The sequence below is a fragment of the Acidovorax sp. Leaf73 genome (assembly GCF_916855635.1).
GTDB classification, from domain to species: domain Bacteria; phylum Pseudomonadota; class Gammaproteobacteria; order Burkholderiales; family Burkholderiaceae_C; genus Acidovorax; species Acidovorax facilis.
In genome coordinates this window covers 516,123-541,582 of record NZ_CAKASI010000001.1, presented here as the reverse complement: position 1 = coordinate 541,582, position 25,460 = coordinate 516,123, and the positions used below count along the sequence as shown (strand labels likewise).

The 25,460-nt window shown below is 65.5% G+C and carries 19 protein-coding genes; 6 read left to right on the top strand and 13 right to left on the bottom strand.

Annotated elements, in window-relative coordinates; genetic code table 11:
* Positions 1-7: 7 nt before the first annotated feature.
* Complete coding sequence (locus LPA35_RS02615) at positions 8-937, bottom strand: adenylate/guanylate cyclase domain-containing protein (RefSeq protein WP_199727006.1); 930 nt, start codon at positions 935-937, stop codon at positions 8-10.
* 332 nt (positions 938-1,269) lie between these two features.
* Here LPA35_RS02615 and LPA35_RS02610 point away from each other — a divergent pair, with 332 nt between their 5' ends.
* Positions 1,270-1,623, top strand: a complete 354-nt coding sequence (locus LPA35_RS02610; protein ID WP_228894880.1) for a hypothetical protein — start codon at positions 1,270-1,272, stop codon at positions 1,621-1,623.
* Between the two features lie 66 nt (positions 1,624-1,689).
* Here the strand turns inward: LPA35_RS02610 and LPA35_RS02605 are convergent, their stop codons facing one another.
* From LPA35_RS02605 to LPA35_RS02590, 4 genes are all read right to left on the bottom strand, one after another.
* Positions 1,690-2,673, bottom strand: coding sequence for an LD-carboxypeptidase (locus LPA35_RS02605; RefSeq protein WP_228894879.1), 984 nt, complete (start codon positions 2,671-2,673; stop codon positions 1,690-1,692).
* An 85-nt stretch (positions 2,674-2,758) separates the two neighbouring features.
* Entirely contained in the window at positions 2,759-4,150 is a 1,392-nt protein-coding gene (gene tadA / locus LPA35_RS02600) for a tRNA adenosine(34) deaminase TadA (protein ID WP_228894878.1), read from the bottom strand.
* Positions 4,151-4,208: 58 nt separating this feature from the next.
* Positions 4,209-4,454, bottom strand: a complete 246-nt coding sequence (locus LPA35_RS02595; protein ID WP_228894877.1) for a hypothetical protein — start codon at positions 4,452-4,454, stop codon at positions 4,209-4,211.
* A 64-nt stretch (positions 4,455-4,518) separates the two neighbouring features.
* A complete protein-coding gene (locus LPA35_RS02590; protein WP_121506701.1) occupies positions 4,519-5,139 on the bottom strand; it encodes a LysE family translocator in 621 nt (206 codons plus the stop codon).
* 101 nt (positions 5,140-5,240) lie between these two features.
* Between LPA35_RS02590 and LPA35_RS02585 the strand changes: the two genes are divergently transcribed.
* On the top strand, positions 5,241-6,245 hold the full coding sequence (locus LPA35_RS02585; RefSeq protein WP_228894875.1) for a GlxA family transcriptional regulator: 1,005 nt from the start codon (positions 5,241-5,243) through the stop codon (positions 6,243-6,245).
* Positions 6,246-6,325: 80 nt separating this feature from the next.
* Here LPA35_RS02585 and LPA35_RS02580 read toward each other — a convergent pair whose 3' ends face one another.
* Positions 6,326-7,456 (bottom strand): branched-chain amino acid ABC transporter substrate-binding protein, encoded by a 1,131-nt coding sequence (locus tag LPA35_RS02580; protein ID WP_176888919.1) that lies wholly within the window; start codon positions 7,454-7,456, stop codon positions 6,326-6,328.
* Positions 7,457-7,713: 257 nt separating this feature from the next.
* Complete coding sequence (locus tag LPA35_RS02575; RefSeq protein WP_228894873.1) at positions 7,714-8,388, bottom strand: hypothetical protein; 675 nt, start codon at positions 8,386-8,388, stop codon at positions 7,714-7,716.
* Positions 8,389-8,608: 220 nt separating this feature from the next.
* On the opposite strand from LPA35_RS02575, the gene LPA35_RS02570 reads away from it, so the two are divergent.
* The 3 genes from LPA35_RS02570 to LPA35_RS02560 all read left to right on the top strand — a co-directional run bounded on the left by LPA35_RS02570 (position 8,609) and on the right by LPA35_RS02560 (position 14,793).
* Entirely contained in the window at positions 8,609-10,612 is a 2,004-nt protein-coding gene (locus tag LPA35_RS02570) for a U32 family peptidase (protein WP_228894871.1), read from the top strand.
* Between the two features lie 34 nt (positions 10,613-10,646).
* The gene (locus LPA35_RS02565) at positions 10,647-13,340 is read left to right on the top strand and encodes a cation-translocating P-type ATPase (RefSeq protein WP_228894868.1); all 2,694 of its coding nucleotides are present in this window, start codon (positions 10,647-10,649) and stop codon (positions 13,338-13,340) included.
* A 169-nt stretch (positions 13,341-13,509) separates the two neighbouring features.
* Positions 13,510-14,793: an O-acetylhomoserine aminocarboxypropyltransferase/cysteine synthase family protein gene (locus LPA35_RS02560; RefSeq protein ID WP_228894867.1), complete on the top strand. Its 1,284-nt coding sequence runs from the start codon at positions 13,510-13,512 to the stop codon at positions 14,791-14,793.
* 141 nt (positions 14,794-14,934) lie between these two features.
* Here LPA35_RS02560 and LPA35_RS02555 read toward each other — a convergent pair whose 3' ends face one another.
* From LPA35_RS02555 to LPA35_RS02535, 5 genes are all read right to left on the bottom strand, one after another.
* Positions 14,935-15,777 carry an SPFH domain-containing protein gene (locus LPA35_RS02555; protein ID WP_228894866.1) on the bottom strand — a complete coding sequence of 281 codons (843 nt, stop codon included), beginning with the start codon at positions 15,775-15,777 and terminating at the stop codon, positions 14,935-14,937.
* A gap of 152 nt (positions 15,778-15,929) precedes the next feature.
* Positions 15,930-17,120 carry an ergothioneine biosynthesis protein EgtB gene (gene egtB, locus LPA35_RS02550; RefSeq protein ID WP_370641333.1) on the bottom strand — a complete coding sequence of 397 codons (1,191 nt, stop codon included), beginning with the start codon at positions 17,118-17,120 and terminating at the stop codon, positions 15,930-15,932.
* 18 nt (positions 17,121-17,138) lie between these two features.
* On the bottom strand, positions 17,139-18,056 hold the full coding sequence (egtD, locus tag LPA35_RS02545) for an L-histidine N(alpha)-methyltransferase (RefSeq protein ID WP_228894863.1): 918 nt from the start codon (positions 18,054-18,056) through the stop codon (positions 17,139-17,141).
* A gap of 405 nt (positions 18,057-18,461) precedes the next feature.
* Entirely contained in the window at positions 18,462-19,052 is a 591-nt protein-coding gene (locus tag LPA35_RS02540; protein ID WP_228894862.1) for an OmpW family protein, read from the bottom strand.
* A 130-nt stretch (positions 19,053-19,182) separates the two neighbouring features.
* Positions 19,183-20,169 carry a DUF808 domain-containing protein gene (locus LPA35_RS02535; RefSeq protein WP_218299543.1) on the bottom strand — a complete coding sequence of 329 codons (987 nt, stop codon included), beginning with the start codon at positions 20,167-20,169 and terminating at the stop codon, positions 19,183-19,185.
* 275 nt (positions 20,170-20,444) lie between these two features.
* Here LPA35_RS02535 and LPA35_RS02530 point away from each other — a divergent pair, with 275 nt between their 5' ends.
* The gene (locus tag LPA35_RS02530) at positions 20,445-21,128 is read left to right on the top strand and encodes a methyltransferase (protein WP_228894860.1); all 684 of its coding nucleotides are present in this window, start codon (positions 20,445-20,447) and stop codon (positions 21,126-21,128) included.
* Positions 21,129-21,321: 193 nt separating this feature from the next.
* Here LPA35_RS02530 and purL read toward each other — a convergent pair whose 3' ends face one another.
* Positions 21,322-25,329 carry a phosphoribosylformylglycinamidine synthase gene (gene purL / locus LPA35_RS02525; protein WP_228894857.1) on the bottom strand — a complete coding sequence of 1,336 codons (4,008 nt, stop codon included), beginning with the start codon at positions 25,327-25,329 and terminating at the stop codon, positions 21,322-21,324.
* Positions 25,330-25,460 lie beyond the last annotated feature (131 nt).

The following is a 25,460-nucleotide window of genomic DNA, read 5'->3' as shown; positions in this document are numbered from 1 at the left end:
GCGCGTGTCAGCTCAAATGCACACTGCCGCCCGCCACATGAAAGCTCATGACCGGCGCACTGGGCTCGTTGAACGAAACGCCCAGCGCAATGTGCCCCGCGCCATGCAGGATGCAGGCATCGCGCCGCAAGCGCACGGGCGAGTCGCTGCCCTCGAACCGCACCCAGGTTCCAAAGCTGCTCATGTCGGTCAGCACGAACCCGCTGTTGCGCCAGTCGATTCGCGCATGCAGGCGCGACACGCGCGGGTCGTTGATGCGCAGCTGGGCATGCTCGGCCCGCCCCACCATGACCGGGGCATCCGACGAGGTGAAGGTGCGGTCCACCCCATGCCAGGAGAACTGGATCTGCCCCAGGATGGAATCGACCGGTGCAAAGTTGCTGACCAGTGCCGCCTGCATGGTGAGGGAATCGGGCGCTTCGTCCTCACGCCATTCGACGTGGTAGAGCATGAGCAACTCGGCCTTGCCCCGAATGTCCATCATGCCCAGCTTGCGGTACCAGACATCGGGCGCCGTGCCCGCAAGCAGCACGGTGGTTTCGGTAGCCCAGATTTCAGCGGGCCCGGCCCGTTCGCACAGCCGGGAAGCCACGTTGACGGCATCGCCATAACAATCGCCATCCACATCCACCACTTCGCCGCTGGCCACGCCCACGCGGATCTCCATGCGCAAGGGGTGGGGCCAGCGGTCCAGGCGGACCTTGTGCTGGCGCAGCATGGTGGCCATAGCAGACACCGCACTGGAGGCATCGCCAAAGACCCCCAGCACCCCATCCCCGAGCTTCTTGACCACCCGGCCGCCGTGGGCCTCGATGGTGTCACCAATCCACTGGGTGACCTGCGTCACGGCCTCGGTAGCGCGTTCGTTGCCCAGCGCTTCATACAAGGCAGTGCTGCCTGAGATGTCCGCAAAGACCATCGTCGACAACACACTCATGAACGCGGGCCCGTTGGTAACATCATGTGAATCAGTTTAGTGCAAGCGCCCTGGCTGCGCACCCTTCAAAGCGCCAACAAGTGTTGCCTGAGGCCGCAGCCGCAGCGAAAGGCGCGGTTGCAACGTTCACCACAACGACTCCGCACATCGTCAGCGTCGCGAAAGGGAGGAGCAACCCCGGTCGCCTGAAAATCCACCAACACGTAAAAATTCGCAACAAGCCGGGGCAAGTTGTTGTCTTTATGCAAAAACAGGAGCACGCCCCTTGCGCTGCACCTCGCTCCCGCTTACTTTGGCCGTCCCTGTTACAAAAAGCCCGCCCTCACCCCGCCATGCGCTGGAACAAGCCGACTCTCCGCAACAACCTTCACGACCTGCTGGGCCGTGACAAGCCGTCGTCCACGGCATGGGTGCGCAACCAGGGGCTGGAAGAAGTGCGCCGGGCCATGCTGCAGAGCCTGGTCGGCATGACCGGCTCCGACGTGGCGCGCATGAACATGCGGCTGCGTTATGCCGGCGACATCGAGGCCCTGTGGTACCTGCGCACCGACCTTTTCAGCACGCTGGTACCGCTGCGGGGCGAGCACGGTGCCCGGGGCGTGATCGATCAGGTCACCCAGCTGTTCCAGGGGCAGCTCCCACGCGCACTGCGCCCGGCGCAGGCCGCCCCTCACACCCCCTCCTGACGCGCACCACACGCGCGTGGCAAACCGCCGTTGTGGCGGTGTCATGCGGGTGAAGGCCTCACCGCGTCAGTGCTGGTGCCCCCAGTAGATCAGCGCATCGCGCTCTTCCACCGACAGTGACACCATGGCGCCCACGGGCAACAGCACCTTCGTTTCAACATGCCCAAACGGCAGGTTGGTCAGCACCGGCGCCTTGATCTGGGTGCGCAGCCAGTCCACCACCGACTGCAGCTTGTAGCCCTTGTCATGCGGTGCCAGCTTGAAGTTGGTGAACTGCCCCAGCACCACAGCCTTCTGCTGGGCCAGCACACCGGCGTGCAGCAGCTGGGTCAGCATGCGTTCGATGCGGTAGGGGTGCTCGTGCACGTCTTCGATGAACAGCACGCCGCCCTTGACCTGCGGGAAATACGGCGTGCCCACCAGCGATGCCAGCACCGCCAGGTTGCCACCCCACAGCGTGGCGCTTTTCACATAGACATTGGGTACAGCGGGCTTGCCCGTGGCGGCGTTGGGCTGCTCTTTGTTCATGCGCCAGCCTGTGCCTTCGCCGTGGCCAGTCAGCAGGTCGTCAAAGCAGGCTTCCATGATGTCGTCGGGCTCGCCCGCCACACCAAAGTCAGCCCCCAGCGATGGCCCCGCCCAGGTGGTGGCCCCCGTCTTGGCCAACACGGCCAGCTGGAAGGCGGTGAAATCGCTCACGCCCACAAAGTGCATGCCCTTTTCAATCGCCTTGGCCACCGCCTTGTAGCGGATGCCCGGCAGGATGCGCGACAGGCCGTAGCCCCCGCGCGAGATCAGCGCCACATCGGCGCCGCTGGCCGTAGCGCGGTGGATGGCTGCCAGCCGGGTGGCGTCGTCGCCCGCAAAGCGGGTGTGGGTGGCCAGCGCGTCCTCATCCACCTCGACCTCATGGCCTAGGGCCTTGAGCCGGGCAATGCCGCGCTTGAAGGCGGCCTTGTCGCGCACGGCGCTGGAGGGCGAATAGATATAGATGTGTTTGGGACCGTGGTCGTGGTCGCAATGGGAAGGGTCGTGATGGTGGTCGTGCAAAGCGCTCAGACCCGCCGAGGGGCCTGCTCCGTAAACAGGGGGAATGCCGGGCGCCACATGCAGTCAGGCGGCGCCAGCGGACAAGTCAGTGCGCGAAGTATTCCACAGCCTGTGCGGCAATGGCCTCGCCATGCTCCTGCACAAAGTGGCCGGCCTGGGGCAGCACGATGGGCTCGGGGCAGCCTTGGATGCACTGCTGCAGCGCCCGCATGGTGGGCAGGCCCAGCACCGGGTCCTGCGCACCCACCACCATCAGGCTGCGGCCCTGCCACTGGTGCTGCCAAAAATCGCGGGCCGCGCGCGACACGGCGGCGCCCGGGTCACCCGCATCAGCGGGCACGCGTTCTGGAAAGGCCCGCAACGCGGCGCGGTAGCCTTTGTCCGGGAACGGCGCATCGTAGGCAGCGCACTCCGCCGCCGTCAGATGCGGGTTGCCACGCGCCAGCAGGCGCCCTACTCCATACAGCGGCTTGTCGCGGCACATGGCACGCCAGTCGACAAATCCGGCAGGCAGTGGCGCATCACCCGTGGCCAGCAGGGTGTTCATCACCAGCAGGCCGTCAAAACGATCCGGCATGGCCATGGGCAGCGTCAGGCCCAGGATGCCGCCCCAGTCCTGCACCACCAGCACCACGTTGCACAGATCGAGCCGCTTCACCAGCTCCAGCAGCACCTGGCGGTGCCATTCGAACTGGTGGGCGCCCTCTTTCTTGGGCTTGTCGCTTTTCCCAAAGCCAATCAGGTCGGGCGCCACCACGCGGTCGCCTGCAGCCAGAAAGGTGGGCAGCATGCGCCGGTACAGGTAGCTCCAGGCCGGGTTGCCATGCAGGCACAGCCAAGTGCGGGGCGCATCGCGAGGACCTTCGTCGAGGGTGTGCAAACGCAGGCCCGCCAGGCTGGGCAGGTCGCTGATGTAGTGAGGCGCCCAGGGGTAGCCGGGCACGTTGGCAAACGCCGCATCGGGCGTGCGCAAAGCGTCGTCCCGCAACGGATGGCGGGCCAGTGCCTCGGTCCGTTGCTGATGGCGGCGCTGGCGGAAAAAGCCGCTGAGCAGACCGCCACATTCTTCGGGCAGCACCCCGCCTCGCACCTGGGTCTGGTGGTTGATCTCGGGATGCCCGAACAGGTTGAGCACCGAACCGGCCGCGCCTGTTTTGGGATCTGCCGCACCGTACACCACCCGCGCCAGCCGCGCATGCAGCATGGCGCCGCTGCACATGGCACAAGGCTCCAGCGTGACGTAGAGGCTGCAGCCGTCGAGCCGGTAGTTACCCAGCCGCTGCGCCGCCGCGCGCAGGGCCACGATCTCGGCGTGGGCCGTGGGGTCGTGGCCCTCCACGGGGGCATTGCGGCCCGTGGCGATGACCTGGCCGTCCTTGACCACGATGGCGCCCACAGGCACCTCACCCGCTTGCGCGGCTGCCTGCGCCTCGGCCAGGGCCAGGCGCATCCAGTGCAAATCTTGGTCAAGGGTCATTGCTATTTAAATGATAGCTACTAGCGCTTGATATACAGGCGCCAGGGGCCAATTTGGCTTATTTTTCTTCGTCGGGCATGGGCCGGGCTTGCTGCATCAGGCCTTCCACCTGCTGCTTGACCTGCTGCTGGATCTGCTGACTCTGGTCGCGCACGGTGACAGGCGGTGCCGACGCAGGGTCAGCCCTGGGCGCCGTCTGCAGCGCGGGCACCGGGGCGCGCGTGGCCGACAACTGCTTCTTGGCCAACAGGCCCACGATGGCCAGCACCACAACCAGCCCCACCAAACCAAACAATCCCCGCATGCCTGTGCTCCCTATGCTGTGCAGGACTGCACTGTAAACCGGGCAAGGCCTTCCCTGCCTTCAGTCAGTGCGTCATGGGCAGCGCCGCCCCCATCAGGCCGAACAACCCGCCGCAGGCACGGTTGAACTTGCGGCCCGTGCGCTGCAACCAGGGCCGGATGCGGTGCGCCAGGCTCGCCAGGCCGAATTCGACCAGGCATTCGACCGCCGCGAAGGTGCCCGCCATGATCACGAACTGCACCCACAGGTCGCGCCCCGGCGCGATGAACTGTGGCAGGAAGGCACCATAGAACAGCAGCACCTTGGGGTTAGAAATGGCTGCCAGCAGCCCTTGGCGAAACATCCTGCCGCCCGTCACCGATGCCGGTCCCGCAGCACGGGGCAAGGCCTGCACCTGCATGGCTGGCGCCCGCCACAGCTGGATGCCCAGCCACACCAGATACGCCCCGCCCACCCATTTCATCACCGTGAGCGCGTGGGCCGACGACTGCAGCAGCGCGCCGATGCCCAGCATGGACAGCCCGATCAGGCTCACAAAGCCCACCGCCCCGCCCGCAATGGTCCACAGCGTGCGCACGCGCCCATGCAGCGCGCCATGGGCCAGCACCAGCAGGCTGTTGGGCCCCGGGGTCAAGGACAGCCCGATGACCGCCAACAGGTAGACGAGCCATATTTTCAGTTCCATCGCAGCACCCTTCTTGGAAAAGCATGGTCTGGAGTCTAGGCGCCTCCTGTCCGTGGTATGCAATCCAATCTGGCTATTTTTGATACCAAAATGGATACCTTATGAGCACCGCCAACGACCGCCCTCTCCAGCGCCCCGACGTACGCCTGCTCTTGATGCCGCTACCCGACTTCGCGCTGCTGCCATTTGGCGCGTTTCTGGACAAGCTGCGCTTTTCGGCCGACGAAGCGGACCGCAGCCGCCAGCGCTACTGCGCCTGGACGCTGATGGGCGTCGACAGCGCGCCCGTGGTGTCCAGCAGCGGGGTGCAGGTGACGATGGAGGCCACGCCTGACTCCGTGGACCTGGCGGCATTCGACTATCTGGTGGTGTTTGGCAGCCGCACGGTGCAAGCGTCGCTGGGACATGTGCACACCCATGGGCCCGTGCTGCGACAGGCTGCAGCGCGGGGCCTGCCCCTCGTGGCGATCGACAACGCCAGCTTTTTGCTCGCCGAGGCGGGTCTGCTCAAAGGCCGCCGCGTGGCGCTGCATTGGCGCCATGTGACCGAGTTCCGCCATGCCTTCCCACGCATAGCGGTGGCCAGCGAGCAGATCTATTGCTTTGACCGCGACCGCATCACCTGCGCGGGCGGCACCGCGGCCATCGACATGGCGGTGGAGTTGCTGTCACGCCACTGCGGCCGGGAGCGCGCCTTCAAGGGCTTGGCCGACATGCTGGTGGACGAACCACGCCACCAGGGGCACCACCTGCAATCGATGGAAGGCGGCGGGCCGGACCTGGGCCGCCACCTGGTGCGTGCGGTCGCGCTGATGCGCACCTCCATGGCCGACGGCCTTACCGTGGCCAGCATCGCCGAGCGCATCGGCATTGGCCGCCGACAGCTGGATCGGTTGTTCACCGAGCGCTTCGGCCACAGCGCTCACAACCACTGGACAGCGATGCGCATGGAACACGCCCACTGGCGCGTAACCCATTCACACCACAGCCTCTCCGCCATCGCTGACGAGGTGGGTCTGGGCAACGCCAGCAGCCTGGCACGACTGTTCCGGCGGCACTACGGCACCAGCCCCGGAGCGGCCCGCGCGGGCGGTCCGAGGGACTGACTGAAGCTCCGCTTCCACTCTGCAGGCAGGGCCATCGGGTGCCCGAGTCCACCGGCACCGATCCATGCGCGGGCGACCCCTCAGTTCAGCGCCACGCGGCTGCCGTCCTTGAAGGTGTAGAGCGTCACGGCGGGCGTCGTCAGCTCGCCCTTGGCGGTGAAGGCGATGTTGGCGGTCACGCCCTTGTATTCGGTCTTGGCCAGGAAGGGGGTAAACACCTTCGGGTCCACCGAATTGGCGCGCTTCATGGCGTCGGCCAGCACCATGGCGGCGTCATAGGCATAGGGGCTGTAGATCTGGAACTGGCCAGGGAACTTGGCGTCGTAGCGCTTCTTCCAGTCGGCGCCGCCCTGCATCTTGTCCACCGATGCACCGCCTGTGGCGCAGGTCACGTTCTTCAGGGCGGGGGTCTTGCCCGACAGCTCGGGCAGCTTTTCGGTGCACAGCGCGTCGCCGCCAAAGAACTTCACATTGCCCAGGCCCAGCTGCTCCATCTGGCGCAGCATGGGGCCGGCCTGCGCGTCCAGGCCGCCGTAGAAGATCGCATCGGGCTTCTTGTTCTTGATGGCGGTGAGGATGGCCATGAAGTCGGTGGCCTTGTCGTTGGTGAACTCCTCAGCCACCACCTTCAGGCCCTTTTGTTGCGCCGTGGCCTTGAAGACCGAGGCCACGCCCTGGCCGTAGGCCGTGCGGTCGTCGATGATGGCCACACTCTTGAGCTTGAGATGGTCGGCACCAAACAGGGCCAGCGCCGCGCCCAGCGCGTTGTCGTTGGCGATCAGGCGGAAGGTGGTCTTGTGGCCGGGTTTGGTCAGGTCAGGATTGGAGGCCGATGCCGTGATGTGCGGCAGGTCGCACTTGGCATAGATGGCCGATGCGGGGATGGACGTGCCCGATTGCAGGTGGCCCACCACGCCCGCCACCTTCTGGTCGCACAGCTTCTGCGCCACGGCGGTGGCCTGGCGCGGGTCGCCCGCGTCGTCTTCGGCCGCAATTTCAAACTTGATCTTCTTGCCGCCGATCACGAGGTTTTGGGCATTCAGGTCGTCAATCGCCAGGCGCACGCCGTTTTCAGTGTCCTTGCCGATGTGGGCAATGCCGCCCGACACGGGGCCGGCGTGGGCGATCTTGACGGTTTGCACATCCTGTGCGGTGGCTGCAGTGGCGGCGGCAACACACACACCCACGGCAGCCAGCTGCACAACGGACAAGGGAAAAGACGACGGACGCAGGCGGGTGAAAGCTCGGAACACGGTAGAAATCTCCAAAAAATATAGTCGCAGCCTTTGCGCACCATTTCGGGGCAAAACGCACGGCATCCTAGCCACCATCCTCCCTTGCCGTCGCCAATTGCTATGCAAGCTTAGTAATTTGCTGGGCCATTAAAACGGCTAATGGCGCAAGATGATTCGCCGAAGTCACCCTATGAAGCTGCCCTTTGAGCGGCAGCGCGCCCGTTGGCAAGCGCTCAACCTTTCACCATCCGCAACTTGAAGTTGGTAAACGGCAGGATGGCGTTCGGTGCGTCGCGGGGTACGCGCTCTTCCACGCAGCCCGTGTCATTGGGGGTCACGAAGTGCGGACCAATACCGGCAATGGCCACTTTGTGCGACCCCGTCCAGTCCCAGCCCCACCCGGCCCCGGTCACCTCGCCTTCGAACAAAACCGGGCCATCGGCCGCGATGCCCTGGTGGATGGTGATGCGCATCCGGTCGGCAAACCCACCCATCCGATAGCCGGCCTGGACGCGAAGCGTGAATACGGGGTGCGTCGCCGGGTTGAAGATCGCCCCCGAGGTGTTGGTAACCGTCACCAGCCCCGGCATGGCCGTGCCGTTCCATCGCTCGGCCATCACCATGCCGTCCGCAAAGATGATGAAGCCCCGGGCCTCGGACCAAAGGTTCTGGCCATGGCGGTAGATCGGCCCGCAGTGAGGGTTGTAGCTGCCCTGCCCGCCGGTGCAGTCCAGTGCAAACACCATGTGGTTGGCACCTTCGGAAAAGAACCACGAACAGTCCACCGTGCAGACCAAGTCGTTGTGCCGCATGGGAGACAAGCTGAGCCGAGGCGGCAGGTAGCAAAAGTCGAGGTCATTGATCGCCAGTGTCAGCTGGGTGGGCTTCTTCACGCGGGAGGTGCTCATCAGAGTCCTTTCACTGGGTTTTACGGGGTGGCCGACGATGCCGACGGCCTTGCAAGAACGCGGTTCACAGAGACCATGGGGTGGCCGCCGAGGCTTGCACGCTGCGCCCGTTGTACCAGACCCCCACCGCACAATGCATCGTCACATGGTTACCAAAAGTGCAGTGCCCGATACCCGACGGAAGCTCCACGGCACCGCGAAACTGAAATAATCACGCCCCATGTCTCTCCTGCCCCACCAGCTCGAACTGCTTTCGCCCGCGCGCGACGCAGACATCGGCATCGAAGCCATCAACCACGGCGCCGATGCCGTCTACATCGGCGGCCCAGCCTTTGGCGCGCGGGCCAGTGCGGGCAACGACATCCGCGACATCGAACGCCTGGTGAAGCATGCGCACCGCTTCAACAGCCGCATCTTCATCACGCTCAACACCATCCTGCGCGACGACGAGCTGGAGGCCGCTCGCAAAATGGCGTGGCAGGTGTACGAGGCCGGTGCCGACGCCCTCATCATCCAGGACATGGGCCTGCTCGAAATCGACCTGCCCCCCATCCAGCTGCACGCGAGCACGCAAACGGACATCCGCACGCCCGAAAAAGCGCGCTTTCTGCAGGACGCAGGCCTCTCGCAGATCGTGCTGGCGCGTGAGCTCACGGTGCAGCAGATCGCCGCCGTGCACAAGGCCCTGGGGCCAGTGGACGCCCCCGGCCGGGCTAACATCGAGTTCTTCATCCACGGCGCACTGTGCGTGGCCTACAGCGGCCAGTGCAACATCAGCCATGCGCAGACCGGCCGCAGCGCCAACCGCGGTGACTGCAGCCAGGCCTGCCGCCTGCCCTACCAGGTGACGGATGCGCAGGGCCGCTTCATTGCGCACGACAAGCACGTGCTCTCCATGAAGGACAACAACCAGAGCGACAACCTGCGCGCGCTCATCGACGCCGGAGTGCGCAGCTTCAAGATCGAAGGGCGCTACAAGGACATGGGCTACGTGAAGAACATCACCGCCCACTACCGCACCTTGCTCGACGAGATCATCGAAGAGCGCGAGGCCCAAGGCCGACCGCTGTCGCGCTCGTCCAGCGGTCGTACCACCTTCACCTTCACGCCCGACCCGCTGCAGAACTTCAACCGCGAGTTCACCGACTACTTCGTGACGGGCCGCAAGGAAGACATCGGCGCATTCGACACCCCCAAGAACCCCGGCCAGGCCATCGGCTGGGTAACCAAGCTGGGCCCAGACTTTGTGGAGCTGGAACTGAGCGACCCCGCCACCGTGCTGCACAACGGCGACGGCCTGTGCTACTACGACCTGCACAAGGAGCTGGTGGGCATGGCCATCAACGTGGCCGAGCCCGTGTCGGCCCGCAGCGTCGGCCAGTGGCGGGTGTACCCCAAAGACCCGATGGAAGGATTCAAGGACCTGCGCAAGGGCACCGAGGTCAACCGCAACCGCGACATGGACTGGGTGCGCACGCTGGAGAAAAAATCCAGCGACCGCCGCATCGGCCTGTGGGCGCAACTGAGCGAAACGCCCACGGGTTTCAGCCTGCTGCTGACCGACGAGGACGGCAATGTGGGCTGCGCCGACGTGCTGCAACCCCACCAGAGTGCTACCGACGCCACCAAGGCCGAGGCCAGCCTGCGCGAGCAATTGGGCCGCTTTGGCGCCACGGTGTTTGCGGTGCATGACATTGCGCTGCAGCTCTCGCAGCCGTGGTTTGTGCCCGCCTCGGTGCTCAATGCCCTGCGCCGCGATGCCGTAGCCGACCTGGAAGCCAGCCGCGCCCGCAACTTCGCCCGCCTGCCACGCGCCACGCCCGTGGAACCCCCTGCGCTCTACCCTGAAGACACGCTCTCCTTTCTGGGCAACGTGTTCAACCACAAGGCCCACGACTTCTACGTGCGCCACGGCGTGAAGGTGATCGCCGCGGCCTACGAGGCGCACGAAGAGGAAGGCGAAGTCAGCCTCATGATCACCAAGCACTGCGTGCGCTTTTCGATGAGCCTGTGCCCCAAGCAGGCCAAGGGCGTGACGGGCGTGCAAGGCACCATCAAGGCCGAACCCTTGATGCTGATCAACGGCAAGGAGAAGCTGACCTTGCGCTTTGACTGCAAGCCCTGTGAAATGCATGTGGTGGGCAAGATCAAGCGCCAGGTGCTGAACCAGGCCAACGAGATCCCCCTGACCTTCTACAAAGCCCGGCCGCAGAACGCGCACTGACGCACTGGCGTGCGGCCTCTGTCCAGATTGCCGCATGCCCCCTCCTCAAGCCCCTCACCTGCACACCGCCGAGGCCGTCGCCCAGGCACATGGCGTCAACCCCGATGCGGGCCTGCACCCCGACGAAGCCCTGCGCCGCAGCGCCACCCACGGCGCCAATGAGCTGGCGGCGGGGCAAGACCGCCCCTGGTGGCATCTGCTGGCTGACCAGTTCAAGGACTTCATGGTGCTGGTGCTGCTGGGCGCCGCCGTCATCTCGGGCCTGGTGGGGGAGGTCACCGACACGCTGGTCATCCTGGTGATCGTGGTGCTCAATGCCGTCATCGGCTTTGTTCAGGCCTGGCGCGCCGACCAGGCCATGGCGGCGCTGCGCCAGCTGGCGGCGGCGCACGCCACGGTGCTGCGCAGCGGAGCCGTGCAGGTGTTGCCCGCCACGGCGCTGGTGCCGGGCGACATCGTGCTGCTGGAGGCGGGCAACCAGATTCCGGCCGACCTGCGGCTGATCGAGATTGCGCAGCTGCAGGTGGATGAATCGGCCCTCACGGGCGAGTCCGTCACCGTAGCCAAGCAGACGGAGGCCCTGGCCGCCGAGGATGTGGGCGCGCTGGGCGACCGCACCAACATGGCCTTCAAGGGCACCACGGCCACGCATGGCCGGGCACGCGGCCTGGTGGTGGCCACCGGCATGCACACCGAGCTGGGCAAGGTGGCCACGCTGCTCGACACCGGCGACCGCAGCACGCCGCTGCAACTGCGCCTGGCGGCCTTTGGCAAGCGCTTGGCGATCGCGGTGCTGGGCATCTGCGCGGTGATCTTTGTGGTGGGTGTGCTGCGCGGCGAGGCGCCGCTGCTCATGGCCCTCACCGCCATCAGTCTGGCCGTGGCCGCCATCCCCGAGGCACTGCCTGCGGTGGTCACCGTGCTCCTGGCCCTGGGCGCACGCCGCATGGTGGCCGTGCATGCGCTGGTGCGGCGCCTGCCGTCGGTCGAAACCCTGGGCTCGGTCACCACCATCTGCTCGGACAAGACCGGCACCCTCACGCAAAACCGCATGCATGCCGAGCTGCTGCTGGCCCACGGCGTGCGCTGGGTGCCCGGTGACCCCCTGCCCGGCCCCGCCCATGCCGAGGCCCTGCGCGCCGCCGCGCTGTGCAACGACGCCACGCTCCAGACAAAGAACGAAGAGGGTCATTCAGGCACCCAGTGGCTGGGCGACCCCACCGAAACCGCGCTAGTGCTCGCCGCCCACGCCGGCGGGCTGGACAAGGCCCAACTAGATGTGAGCAGCCCCCGCGTGCAAGAGCAGCCCTTTGACTCTGAACGCAAGCGCATGACCACCTTCCACCGCGCTGCCGATGGTTTTGTGGCCTACACCAAGGGCGCGCCGGAATCAGTCTTGCCCCGCTGCACCGCCCACTGGACGCCCGAAGGCGCTGCCGCACTGGACACGGCCCAGGTCCTCGCCACCGCCCAGCAGCTCGCCGCCCAGGGCCTGCGGGTGCTGGCCCTCGCCCGCCGCAGCCACGCCCGCCTGCCCGACACCAACGACATCGACGCGGTCGAAAACCAGCTGGAGCTGCTGGGCCTGATCGCCCTCATCGACCCACCCCGCGCCGAGGCCCAGGCCGCAGTGCGCGACTGCATCAGCGCGGGCATCACTCCGGTCATGATCACGGGCGACCACCCCGCCACCGCGCGCGCCATCGCGCACCGGCTGGGCATTGTGAAGAGTAGCGATGCCCCTATGCTCACCGGCGCAGACCTCGCAACACTGGACGATGCCGCCCTGCGCGCCCGCGTGGAACAAGTGCAGGTCTACGCCCGCGTGGACCCGGCGCAGAAGATCCGCATCGTCGAGGCGCTGCAGGCCCAGGGCCACTTCGTGGCCATGACAGGCGACGGCGTGAACGACGCCCCGGCCCTCAAACGCGCCGATATCGGCATTGCGATGGGCCAGGGCGGTACCGACGTGGCGCGCGAGGCGTCGAGCCTGGTGCTGCTGGACGACAACTTCGCCACCATCGTTGCGGCGGTGCGCGAGGGCCGCCGCATTTACGACAACATCCGCAAGTTTGTGCGCTACGCGATGACGGGCAACTCGGGCGAGATCTGGACCATCTTTCTCGCGCCGCTGTTGCTGTTGCCTATTCCGCTGCTGCCCATCCACATCCTGTGGGTCAACCTCGTCACAGACGGCCTGCCCGGCCTGGCGCTGGCCGCCGAACCGGCCGAACGCGGCATCATGCAGCGCCCGCCCCGAGCGCCGCGCGAAAGCCTGTTTGCCCACGGTATGTGGCAGCACATATTGGGCGTGGGCCTGCTCATTGGTGGGCTGTGCCTGGCGGTGCAGGCCTGGGCCCTGCACACCGGCCACGCGCACTGGCAGACCATGGTGTTCACCGTGCTCACGCTGGCGCAAATGGCGCACGTGATCGCCATCCGCTCCGAATCCGAACCCATCTGGCGCCTGGGCCTGCTGAGCAACCGCCCGCTGCTGGGCGCCGTGCTGCTCACCTTTGCGCTGCAGATGGCCACCATCTACGTGCCCTGGCTCAACCCCATATTCCGCACGGAGCCGCTGAGTATTGGCGAGCTAGCGCTGTGCATTGGCGCCGCGCTGGTGGTGCTCGTGGTCGTGGAAATCGAGAAGGCCTGGCGGCGCAGTCAGCAGAAGCGGCGCACCGCGCCAGAGCCCATCGACAGCGCCATGGACGAGCCTGCGGCGTGAGGTTGCCCAACCCGCACAAGAACGTCATAAGCACATAGCCAACGATTCGATGACGCCAGCGGCCAGCGGTGCCAGAATGGCCCGCGCCATCGGCGCACCGAGCTCCACCCAGCCACGGGTGGAGACCGGTGGTGCCACTCCCTTCCCTTCAACGAAAGAGACAAGCTTCATGAAAATCGAAACCCTGGCCGTCCACGCCGGCTACAGCCCCGACCCCACCACCAAGGCCGTGGCCGTGCCCATCTACCAGACGGTGGCCTACGCGTTTGACAGCGCCCAGCACGGCGCGGACCTGTTCGACCTGAAGGTGCCGGGCAACATCTACACCCGCATCATGAACCCCACCACCGACGTGCTCGAAAAGCGCGTCGCGGCACTGGAAGGCGGCATCGCCGCGCTGGCCGTGGCCTCGGGCATGGCGGCCATCACGTATGCCATCCAGACCATTGCCGAGGCGGGCGACAACATCGTGTCGGCCAGCACGCTCTACGGCGGCACCTACAACCTGTTTGCCCACACGCTGCCGCAGCAGGGCATCACCACGCGCTTTGCCGACCCGCGTGACCCGGCCAGCTTTGCGCAGCACATCGACGCGCGCACCAAAGCCATCTTCATCGAGTCCATCGGCAACCCGCTGGGCAACGTGACCGACATCGCCGCGCTGGCCAAGGTGGCGCACGACCACGGCGTGCCGCTGATCGTGGACAACACGGTACCCAGCCCCTACCTGCTGCGCCCCATCGAGCACGGCGCGGACATCGTGGTGCACTCGCTCACCAAGTACCTGGGCGGCCACGGCAACAGCGTGGGCGGCGCGATTGTGGACAGCGGCAAGTTCCCGTGGGCAGAGCACAAGGCCCGCTTCCCGCGCCTGAACGAGCCCGATGTGAGCTACCACGGCGTGGTCTACACCGAGGCCCTGGGCCCGGCTGCCTTCATCGGCCGTGCACGCGTGGTGCCACTGCGCAACACGGGTGCGGCGCTGGCGCCGCTCAACGCCTTCCTCATCCTGCAAGGCATCGAAACCCTGGCCCTGCGCATGGACCGCATCTGCGACAACACGCTGGCCATTGCCCAATACCTGCAAAGCCACCCCAAGGTGGAATGGGTGCGCTACGCTGGTCTGCCCGACCACCCGGACCACGCGCTGGTGCAGCGCCAGTCAGGCGGCAAGGCCTCGGGCATTTTGAGCTTTGGCGTGAAGAACAGCGACGCCGACCCACGTGCGGCCGGTGCACGTTTTCTGGATGCGCTGCAACTCTTCACACGCCTGGTCAACATCGGCGATGCGAAGTCCCTCGCCACGCACCCCGCATCGACCACCCACCGCCAGCTCAACCCCGAGGAGCTGGCCAAGGCCGGCGTGAGCGAGGGCATGGTGCGCTTGTCGGTGGGCATCGAGCACATCAACGACCTGCAGGCCGACCTGGCCCAGGCGCTCGACAAGGTGTGAACTGCGAGTGGCCATGCGCTGAAGGCGCGTGGCCACTCAAAATTTCAAGTGGTTTTAGCCTCCAGCACTTGACTGGCAAGCGCTATTAGCTATTATTTCAATAGCAAATCAACCCACAGTGGCACCGCTTGGCCCCCTGTTTCACCGGCCCACGCTGACCAGTGGTGCAGCACCGCCGCCCATCAGCACCGTGTTGCCCTGCTTGCTGGCAATGGCCAGGGCGGTGTCGCGCTGGATCTCGGCCAGCCGGATTTCCTTGAGCGCGGGCGTGAGCGATGCGCTGATGATCTGGTTGGCCCGTGCCTCGCCTTCGGCCTGCACGATCAGGCGCTCTGCCTCGGCCTTGGCCAGGTCGATCTCCTTGCGCTTTTTCTCGATCGCCTGGTCCGTCTCGGCGCGCTGGCGGATGGCGGATTCGATGGCCTTGTCGGTCAGCATGTTGCGAACATTCACGGCGGTGACAGTGAAGGCGCCTTTGTCCGTGGCGTCCAGCTCGGCCTGCAAGGTGGTGCGCACGCTTTCTGCCAGCTCGGCGCGCTTGGTGTGCATGGTGGTCGCATCCATCTGGGCAATGGCCTTGTAGATGGCTTCACGGGCTTCGCGCTGCACGCGGCTGTAGGCCACCAGCAGGTCCGCCGTGCCGTCTTTGACCACTTGTCTGTGCTGCACCGCATCGCCCTGGTATTTGACGAACAGCGTAGGGATGGAGGCCGGCGTGGTCTTGAAATAGATGTCGATGTCCACGTCCTGCATGGTCAGGTTGTCGCGGCTCTTGGGGGTGAGGTTCTCCAGCGAGAAGCTCACCTCCTTGGCGGTGAATTCGTCCACCGTTTTGAACAGCGTGAAGTACAGCCCTGGCGGCAGGGCCTCCTGCCCCACCTTGCCCAGTGTGCGTTCCACGCCCACATTGCCGGTATCGATCTGGCTGCAAGCGCCCAGCGCAGCACACAGGCACAACAAGGACAGGGTTCGCAAAGCGGTCATGGGAGTCTCACGGGTCAAAAGGGGTTGGTAGCACGGCGCGCCGTGGCTGCGCCGGCAGGGCGAGCGAGCGCGATTGTAGGAGAGCCCTACCCCACCAAAAACGTGTGGTTCGCCGCTGTCTACAGCAGCCTTCGGGACGGCAGAGCCCCGTATCAACCCAGGTCGCGCGCCAGCCGGATGCCCGTGAACTGCCAGCGCGCGGTGGCCGGGAAGAAGTTGCGGTAGGTCAGCCGCTCATGCCCCGGTGGCGTAGCGCAGGACGAGCCCCGCAGCACGTACTGATTCACCATGAACTTGCCGTTGTATTCGCCCACGGCACCTGCCGCCACCTGAAAGCCGGGGTACGGGGCGTAGCTCGACTGTGTCCATTGCCAGGCGACGCCAAAGAGCTGCGCCACGGGGTCGGCATCCCGCGCGGCCGCGTGCTCCCATTCGGCCTCGGTGGGCAGGCGGGCTCCCGCCCAGCGCGCGTAAGCATCAGCCTCGTAGTACGAGAGGTGCACCACAGGCTGCGATCCCTGCAATGGCTGCAACCCCGAGAGCGTGAAGTGATGCCACGCCCCCTCCACGCGGTGCCAGTACAGCGGGCGATTCAGACCCTGTGCTGCCCGCCAATCCCAACCTTCCGCCAGCCAGAGCATGGGGTTCTGGTAGCCCCCGCCCTCCACAAAGGCCGCAAATTCAGCCTGGGTAACAAGGCGCGAAGCCAGTGCGTAAGGGTGCAGGTACGTGCGATGGCGTGGGCCTTCGTTGTCAAACGCAAAGCCTTCGCCTTTATGGCCGATTTCGATGAGCCCTCCGTCGAAAGAATGCCACGTCAAAGTTGCAGCCACGGGCGGTGGCACCACATCGCAAGCCGCCGCATAGACAGGGAACAGCGGGTTGCACGACAGCAGGTGCTGTATGTCGGTGAGCATCAACTCCTGGTGCTGCTGCTCGTGCTGCAAGCCCAGTTCGATCAATGCGCACAAAGCGGCATCGTGCGCCACGGTCGACAACAGGCGCGCCATGCGGGCATCCACATCGGCCCGGTAGGCCAGCACTTCATGGAGCGCGGGGCGCGTCAGCAGCCCCCTCTGCGGGCGCGGGTGCTTGGCCCCCACACCGTTGTAGTAAGAGTTGAAAAGCACCCGGAACGCGGGCGCAAACGGCGCAAACCCGGGTTCGTGCGCTTCGAGCACGAAGGTTTCAAAAAACCAGCTGGTGTGCGCCAGGTGCCATTTGGTGGGGCTGGCGTCCGGCATGGACTGCGCGCTGCAGTCCTCGGGCGACAGGGGCGCCGCCAGTGCCACCGAGCGGCCGCGCACGGCGGTGTAGCGGGACTGCAGTGTGTTGGATGTCATGGTCATTGCAGCCACTGATCAGGGACGCGCGTGCACCACCGCAAACCAGCCGCGCTCGTCCGTCCACGCCTGGGCCTGTGCAAAACCAGCGCGGGCCAGCATGTCGGTGAACACGGGCAAGGGGTATTTGTAGCTGTTCTCGGTGTGAATGCGCTCGCCCTGCTCAAACCTGCGGCCGCCGCCGGGCCAGCACACCTCGGTATCGGACGTCGCCTCCAGGTGCATTTCAATGCGCGACGCCTCGGGGTTAAAGAACGCACGGTGCTGCCACTGCGCCACATCAAAGTCGCTGCCGATCAGGCGGTTCACGTGGCGCAGCACGTTGCGATTGAACTCGGCCGTCACGCCCGCCGCATCGTCGTAGGCCGCCTCCAGCACGGCCACGTCCTTGGGCAGATCGATGCCGATGAGCAGGCCGCCATCGTCATCCACAAGCTCGCGCATGTGGCCCAGCAGTTCCAGGGCATGCGGGGGATCGAAGTTGCCGATGGAAGAGCCCGGGTAGAACACCAGCCGGCCGGTGCGGGGAATGTCGTCCGGCAGTGCCACCCCCAGGGTCATGTCGCCCGCCAGTGCGCGGGCATCCAGCGCGGGGAAGTCGTCGCGCAGCCCCTGCACCGCCTGTTCAAGAAAATCCGCTGAAATGTCCACACCCACAAAACACGCTGGCTGCACCAGGCGGCACAGGGTGCGGGCCTTCTGGCAGTTGCCTGCGCCCAGTTCGATGAGGGTACGCCCCGGGCCCACCGTGCCTGCAATGCTGTCCGCATGCGTCTGCATCAGGGCCATCTCGGTGCGCGTGGGGTAGTACTCCGGCAGGCGCGTGATGGCCTCAAACAGCTGCGAGCCGTGCTGGTCGTAAAAATACTTGGGGGAGATGCGTGCGGGCCGCTGGGTCAGCCCGTGCGTAATGTCGGAGTAGCGAGGCAGAAGCATGGGTCAGTGAGACGTTGGGTGCGGCAGCGCCGCCGGGTGGTCAAAAAGCAGAGGCACCTGGGGCGCATACACGGCGGCACGCCCCACACGCTCCCTTCACGCCATTGTGCGTCGCCTCGCCTGCCGCTGTGTGTAAGCCATTTTCGCACCCACAAAAAAAAGGGCTGGCGCAGGCGCCAGCCCTTTTAACCTTGGAGAACTCTTGCTGCCAGGAATGCAGGGCCAGCCTTGACCTCAGACTCCCTCGTGTGGTGTTGCACGCTGTCCGGCACTTAAAACCGCGTCTTTTCGGCCAGGGCTGCGTTGCAAATCCTCGCGATACCTACCGGTATCGCTGTGGTTTGCGCCTTGCCCTGACCAAAAATCCATCGGTTTTCAATGTGCCGTCAAGCCTGCAACACGACACTAGAAGCGCCAGCCGAGACCCACGCCCACCAGAACGGGGTCCACCTTGAAGGTGCCCAGCTTGGCACCGCCTGCGCTCACGTCGGTCTTGATGTAGACCTTCTTCACGTCGAAATTCAGGTACAGGTTCTTGGACAGCGGAATGTCCACACCGGCTTGCAAGGCGGGGCCAAAGCTGTTGCGGTCAATGTCCACACCAGCGGGCAGGTGCACGCCGGAGAAGCGCGTGTAGTTCAGGCCCGCACCCACGTAGGGCTTAAAGCCGGCTACGTCAAAGTGGTATTGCACAGTGAGCGTGGGAGGCAGGTGCTTGAGCGTGCCAATGGCAGCGCCGCTCGCACGCAGGGTGTGCTTCTGGGGGACGGTGAGGATCAGCTCGGCGGCGATGTTCTTGTTGAAGAAGTAGGTGATGTCTACTTCAGGGATGGTCTTGTCGTTGACCGTCAGGCCCAGCGGCGTGCTGTCCTTGTTGGCGCTGTCAAGGTTGACAGCGCGCGCGCGGACCATCCAGGGGCCTTCTGCTTGTTGCGCCAGCGCAGCGCCAGAAGACAGAACACACAGAGCGGCTACAGCCAGCAGAGTTTTTTTCATGGTGATTTCGCATCGGTTGGACGGGGACGACCCCCGTGCATGTATTGAACCGCTGCATCCACCCGCCGACCTTGCCCTATCTCAAGACCCCCGTACTAACCCTTAGACCTAGATCAAGGCATACCCATTCTCACGCTGTGGACTTGCCGCGCAGGCGCTGCACCAGCGTGACACCGGCCAGCACCAGACCCCCGGCCACGATGCCCACGACCGCGTTGAGCAGATTCTCCACCACCACCTTCCACAACCCGCCCGTCGGCCATTGGCCTGCTGCGGCAGCTGCGCCCTCTACAGCATGGTGCAGCACCGGAACGCCATGCACTAGGATGCCGCCGCCCACCAGAAACATCGCCGCCGTGCCAGCAATGGACAGGCCCTTCATGAGCCAGGGAGCAGCGCGCAGGATGCCTGCCCCCACGGCACGGGCCACGCTGCTGGCCTTGTTGTTGAGCCACAGGCCCAGGTCATCGAGCTTGACGATGCCCGCCACCAGGCCATACACACCGATGGTCATGATGATGGCGATGCCCGACAGCACGGCCACCTGCTGCGTAAACGGTGCACTGGCCACGGTGCCCAGCGTGATCGCAATGATTTCGGCCGACAGGATGAAGTCGGTGCGCACCGCGCCCTTGATCTTGTCCTTTTCAAAGGCTACCAGGTCCACCGCCGGGTTCGCATTGGCCTTGGCATGGCTTTCGTGCTCGGCCTCATCCTGGTGCTGGGCATGCAGCAGCTTGTGAGCCACTTTTTCAAAGCCCTCAAAACACAAAAATGCGCCCCCCACCATCAACAAAGGCGTGACCGCCCAGGGCGCAAACGCGCTGATCAGCAGCGCGGCAGGCACCAGGATGACCTTGTTGATCATCGAGCCCTTGGCCACGGCCCAGACCACAGGGATTTCGCGCTCGGCCCGCACCCCGGTGACCTGCTGGGCATTGAGTGCCAGGTCATCCCCCAGCACACCCGCCGTCTTCTGCGCGGCCACCTTGGTCATGACCGACACGTCATCGGCCATGGCAGCGCTCTTCTTGGCCGCCACCTTGGTCATGAGGGCCACGTCGTCGAGGATGGTGGCGATATCGTCCAACAGGGCAAGCAGGCTGCCAGTGGCCATGGGGAATCCTTGAAATAAGTCTGTACAAAATCGGCGGGCATGCCGCCATGCGTGCGCCGGACTATAGCAACGCCCAGGCCAACGGCGCCGCGCGGCACAGACCCCTCGATCTGGGCGGCCCATGTGCGACCTGTTTCCCCCCGCGTGCCGCCCCTTGCTCCGCCCAGCGATGGATGGCGCGAATGCCGCCCCGCATAAAGCGCATACTCGCGCCCTCACCCATCACCTCTGGGGTCCTGGAGCATGTGCTCTCATTCGGGCTTCATGCCCAAGCCATGCCCGGCTACCTCACCAAACACGAAGACATCGCCATCAATGGCGCAGCCGACCTGATCATTCGATCATTGCTCGACAGGCAGCAGTTCTCTGATCCACTGGGAGCCGCCGAGGCGCTTGGCATATCGTCGGCCGCGTGGCCCCTGTTCGGCCTGCTTTGGCCATCGGGGGCACAGCTGGCACAACGCATGGCCAGCCGCCCTTTGCTGACCGGCGAGCGCGTGCTGGAGATTGGCTGCGGCCTGGGCCTGGCAAGCCTGGTGTGCCACCGGCGCGGCATGGATGTGACCGCCAGCGACTGCCACCCGCTGGCACCAACGTTTCTGCTGGAGAACCTCCGGCTGAACGGCCTGCCGCCCCTCAAGTACCGCACGGGCCAGTGGGGCGCGGACGCCGCCGCGGGAACAGGCGCGGTACAAGGTCAGTTCGACCTCATCATGGGCAGCGATGTGCTGTATGAACGCGACGCCCGCGCCTCGCTGGCCAGTTTTCTGGACCGCCACGCCGGCCAGGGCGCGCAGATCTGGATCGTGGACCCGAACCGGGGCAACCGCTCTACCTTCCACAAGCAGATGGCAGTGCACCGGTTTGAAGTGGTGGAGGAGCGCCTGGACCACCCGGCCCTGGAAGACCGCCCGGCCTACAAGGGCCGCCTGCTGATCTACCAACGCAAGATGGGATAAGCCCCTGAGCCGCCGGGAGCACCTCCCCCGAGGGGGGGCCAGGCCCTCGTTGCGGAGCAGCCCTTGGATTGCCGCATTTCACCCGCGCCGCACACATTTCTCAATGGTTGGCTCCACGAACAAAAGGCCGACCCCATGAGGGGCCAGCCTTTTGGCAACAACCGCCGCAGCGGTGCAGATGATCAGCGCCGGATCAGCCTACCCACTTGCGCGCGTTGCGCCAAATGCGCATCCAGCCGCTGTACTGCGCCTTGTCTTCACTCGTCCAGCTCATCTGCACGTTGCGGAACACGCGCTCGGGGTGCGGCATCATGGCCGTGAAGCGACCGTCGGCCGTGGTCACCGCCGTCAGGCCGCCTGCGCTGCCGTTGGGGTTGAAGGGGTACTGCTCCGTCGCGCGCCCGTGGTTGTCCACATAGCGCATGGCGGCAATGGCCTTGTCGGCGTTGCCCCGGTACTTGAAGTTGGCATAACCCTCGCCATGCGCCACCGCAATCGGCAGTCGGCTGCCGGCCATGCCCTGCAGGAACAGGCTGGGTGATTCGAGCACTTCCACCAGCGAAAGGCGGGCTTCGAAACGCTCGCTCTGGTTGGTGGTGAAGCGTGGCCAGTCCTGCGCGCCAGGGATGATGTCGGCCAGCTCGGCAAACATCTGACAGCCGTTGCAAACACCCAGGCCAAACGTATCGGGGCGGCCAAAGAAGCCCTGGAACTGCGCGGCCAGCACGGGGTTGAAAGTGATGGACCGCGCCCAGCCGATGCCCGCGCCCAAGGTGTCGCCGTAGCTGAAGCCGCCGCAGGCCACCACGCCCTTGAAGTCTTCGAGCTTGACGCGGCCAGTCTGCAGGTCGGTCATGTGCACGTCGTAGGCCTCAAAGCCTGCTTCCGTGAACGTGTAGGCCATCTCGATGTGCGAGTTCACACCCTGCTCGCGCAGGATGGCGACCTTGGGTTTGGCGAGGTTCAGGTATGGCGCCGCCACGTTATCAGTGGCGTCGAACGTGAGGTGCACGTGCATGCCGGGGTCGGTGGGCTCGCCCGCTGCGGCGTGTTCGGCATCGGCATTGGCGGGGTTGTCGCGCTGCTGGCAAATCTTCCAGCTCACCGCGTCCCACACCTGGTGCAGGTCGGCCAGCGGCGCACTGAATACAGCCTTGGCATCGCGCCAGACCTGCAGCTCGCCCTTGCCTGCGTCGATCTCGGACGATGCAGGACGCGTTTTGCCGACGAAGTGGCTGAACTTGGACAGGCCATGCTCGCGCAAGGTCTGCATCACGTCGTTGCGCTCGGCAGTACGCACCTGCAGCAACACACCCAGTTCCTCGTTGAACAGGGCTTTCAGCGTGAGCTCTTCGCGGCGAGCCCCCACCTGGCCTGCCCAGTTCTTGGCATCGCCCGTGTCCATGCGGCTGTCGCTGATGCCGTCGCCTTCAGTGACCAGCAAATCCACGTTCAGCGCCACGCCCACATGGCCCGCAAAGGCCATTTCGGCGGCAGCCGCCAGCAGGCCGCCGTCGCTGCGGTCGTGGTACGCCAGGATCTGGCCCTTGGCGCGCAGTGCGTTCACGGCGTTGACGAGGTTGACCAGGTCTTTCGGGTCGTCCACATCGGGCACCACATCGCCGCTTTGCTCCAGCGTCTGGCCCAGGATGCTGCCGCCCATGCGGCTCTGGCCCTTGCCCAGGTCGATCAGCACCAGGGTGGTGTCGGCCTCGGTGGCGTTGAGCTGGGGCGTGAGCGTGCCACGCACGTCGGACAGCGAAGCGAATGCGCTCACGATCAGGCTGACGGGCGAGGTAACTTTCTTCTTCTCAGAACCTTCGCTCCACTGCGTGCGCATGGACAGGCTGTCCTTGCCCACGGGGATGCTGATGCCCAGCGCAGGGCACAGCTCCATGCCCACGGCCTTCACGGTTTCGTACAGCGCGGCGTCTTCGCCGGGCTCGCCACACGCGGCCATCCAGTTGGCCGACAGCTTCACGCGCGGCAGCTCGATGGGGGCAGCCAGCAAGTTGGTGATGGCTTCGGCCACCGCCATGCGGCCCGAGGCGGGCGCGTTGATGGCGGCCAGCGGCGTGCGCTCGCCCATGCTCATGGCCTCGCCCGCAAAGCCCTTGTAGTCGGCCAGGGTCACGGCGCAATCGGCCACGGGCACCTGCCAGGGGCCGACCATCTGGTCGCGGTGGCTCAGGCCACCCACAGTGCGGTCTCCGATGGTGATGAGGAAGCGCTTGGAGGCGACCGTGGGGTGGGCCAGCACGTCGATCACGGCTTTTTGCAGCGGCACGCCGGTCAAGTCCATGGGCGCGAATTCACGCACCACGGTCTTCACGTCACGGTGCATCTTGGGCGGCTTGCCCAGCAGCACGTTCATGGGCATGTCCACGGGCAGCTTCTGGTCGTCGGCCGTAGCAGCAGGGTCGTGCAGCACCAGCTGGCGCTCTTCGGTGGCCGTGCCGATCACGGCAAACGGGCAGCGCTCGCGTTCACAGAAGGCTTTGAACTGTTCCAGCGACTCGGGCGCGATGGCCAGCACGTAGCGCTCTTGCGATTCGTTGCTCCAGATTTCCTTGGGCGCCATGCCCGACTCTTCGAGCTGCACCGCGCGCAGGTCAAAGCGTGCGCCACGGCCTGCGTCGTTGGTCAGCTCGGGAAAGGCATTCGAGAGGCCGCCTGCGCCCACGTCGTGGATGGCGAGGATCGGGTTGGCCGCGCCCTGCGCCCAGCAGTGGTTGATGACCTCTTGCGCGCGGCGCTCGATCTCGGGGTTGCCACGCTGCACCGAGTCAAAGTCCAGCTCGGCCGCGTTGGTGCCAGTGGCCATGGAGCTGGCGGCGCTGCCACCCATGCCGATGCGCATGCCGGGGCCGCCCAACTGGATCAGCAGCGAACCGGCGGGAAACTCAATCTTCTTCGTCAGCTCGGCATCGATCACGCCCACACCGCCCGCGATCATGATGGGCTTGTGGTAGCCGCGCTGCACGCCGCCGACTTCTTGCTCGTACTCACGGAAGTAGCCGTTCAGGTTAGGCCGGCCAAATTCGTTGTTGAACGCCGCGCCGCCCAGGGGGCCTTCGACCATAATCTGCAACGGGCTGGCAATGTGCTCGGGCTTGCCCACGGTGCTGCCCCAGAGCTTGGACACCGTGAAGCCCGTGAGGCCCGCCTTGGGCTTGGAGCCCCGGCCTGTGGCGCCTTCGTCGCGGATCTCGCCGCCTGCGCCGGTCGATGCGCCGGGGAAGGGCGAGATGGCCGTGGGGTGGTTGTGGGTTTCCACCTTCATCAGCACATGCTGGGTAACGCTACTCTTTTGATAGCTATTGGCGCTTGATGGATCAGCGCCAGATCCCATTTTTGCCACAAACCGCTCGACCTGGTGGCCTTCCATCACCGAAGCGTTGTCCGAATACGCGATCACCGTGTGCTGGGGCGCCGCCTGGTGCGTGTTGCGGATCATGCCGAACAGGCTCTTGTCCTGCGCCACGCCGTCGATGGTGAACTGCGCGTTGAAGATCTTGTGGCGGCAGTGTTCGCTGTTGGCCTGCGCGAACATCATCAGCTCCACGTCGGTGGGGTTGCGCGCGAGGCCCGTAAAGGCAGTCACGAGGTAGTCGATTTCATCATCGGCCAGGGCCAGGCCAAAGCGGGTGTTGGCGGCTTCCAGTGCAACGCGGCCGCCGGACAGCACGTCCACATGCTCCATGGGCGCGGGCTGCAGTTCGGTGAACAGGGCGGCAGCGGCACTGCGGTCGGCCACCACCGATTCGGTCATGCGGTCGTGCAGCAATGAGGCCACCTGGGCCAGCTGCTCGGCCGTCAGCTCGGGGGTCTTGCCCAGCAGACCGGATTTGAGGCTGATGCGGTACTCGGTGATGCGCTCGACCCGGCGGATGGCGATGCCGCAGTTGCGGGCAATGTCGGTGGCCTTGGAGGCCCAGGGCGAGAGCGTGCCCAGGCGGGGCGTGACGATGAGCACGGCGCCGTCTTCGGGGCCCGCATAAGGGTCGCCGTAGGTCAACAGCGCGGCCAAACGTTCTTGCTCAGTGGGTGTAGGGGCCGCGTCGGTAGCGACCAGGTGCACAAAACGCGCTGCAATGCCGCTGATCTTGGGGTGGATCGCCTCCAGGGCGGGTTGAAGTTGCTGGGCGCGGAAGGAGCTGAGGGCGTTGCCGCCCGCCAGCGTGGTCATGTGCAAGGTCACGGTAGCGGCCTGTTGGGGGGTGTCAGGGGTAGAGGGTGGCTCCGGGCGCCAGCGTGCAGCCAGGACCGGAGCGCACTATTTTACCGGGCATGGCCGCACCGCCTGCGTGGCGCGGGGGCCAATGGGATAAT

Excerpts from the sequence above, each read along its gene's own strand:
- LPA35_RS02615 (WP_199727006.1), bottom strand. The coding sequence starts at position 937 with ATGAGTGTGTTGTCGACGATGGTCTTTGCGGACATCTCAGGCAGCACT.
- LPA35_RS02610 (WP_228894880.1), top strand. The coding sequence starts at position 1,270 with ATGCGCTGGAACAAGCCGACTCTCCGCAACAACCTTCACGACCTGCTG.
- tadA (WP_228894878.1), bottom strand. The coding sequence starts at position 4,150 with ATGACCCTTGACCAAGATTTGCACTGGATGCGCCTGGCCCTGGCCGAG.
- LPA35_RS02595 (WP_228894877.1), bottom strand. The coding sequence starts at position 4,454 with ATGCGGGGATTGTTTGGTTTGGTGGGGCTGGTTGTGGTGCTGGCCATC.
- LPA35_RS02590 (WP_121506701.1), bottom strand. The coding sequence starts at position 5,139 with ATGGAACTGAAAATATGGCTCGTCTACCTGTTGGCGGTCATCGGGCTG.
- LPA35_RS02585 (WP_228894875.1), top strand. The coding sequence starts at position 5,241 with ATGAGCACCGCCAACGACCGCCCTCTCCAGCGCCCCGACGTACGCCTG.
- LPA35_RS02575 (WP_228894873.1), bottom strand. The coding sequence starts at position 8,388 with ATGAGCACCTCCCGCGTGAAGAAGCCCACCCAGCTGACACTGGCGATC.
- LPA35_RS02570 (WP_228894871.1), top strand. The coding sequence starts at position 8,609 with ATGTCTCTCCTGCCCCACCAGCTCGAACTGCTTTCGCCCGCGCGCGAC.
- LPA35_RS02565 (WP_228894868.1), top strand. The coding sequence starts at position 10,647 with ATGCCCCCTCCTCAAGCCCCTCACCTGCACACCGCCGAGGCCGTCGCC.
- LPA35_RS02560 (WP_228894867.1), top strand. The coding sequence starts at position 13,510 with ATGAAAATCGAAACCCTGGCCGTCCACGCCGGCTACAGCCCCGACCCC.
- LPA35_RS02555 (WP_228894866.1), bottom strand. The coding sequence starts at position 15,777 with ATGACCGCTTTGCGAACCCTGTCCTTGTTGTGCCTGTGTGCTGCGCTG.
- egtB (WP_370641333.1), bottom strand. The coding sequence starts at position 17,120 with ATGACATCCAACACACTGCAGTCCCGCTACACCGCCGTGCGCGGCCGC.
- egtD (WP_228894863.1), bottom strand. The coding sequence starts at position 18,056 with ATGCTTCTGCCTCGCTACTCCGACATTACGCACGGGCTGACCCAGCGG.
- LPA35_RS02540 (WP_228894862.1), bottom strand. The coding sequence starts at position 19,052 with ATGAAAAAAACTCTGCTGGCTGTAGCCGCTCTGTGTGTTCTGTCTTCT.
- LPA35_RS02535 (WP_218299543.1), bottom strand. The coding sequence starts at position 20,169 with ATGGCCACTGGCAGCCTGCTTGCCCTGTTGGACGATATCGCCACCATC.
- LPA35_RS02530 (WP_228894860.1), top strand. The coding sequence starts at position 20,445 with ATGCCCGGCTACCTCACCAAACACGAAGACATCGCCATCAATGGCGCA.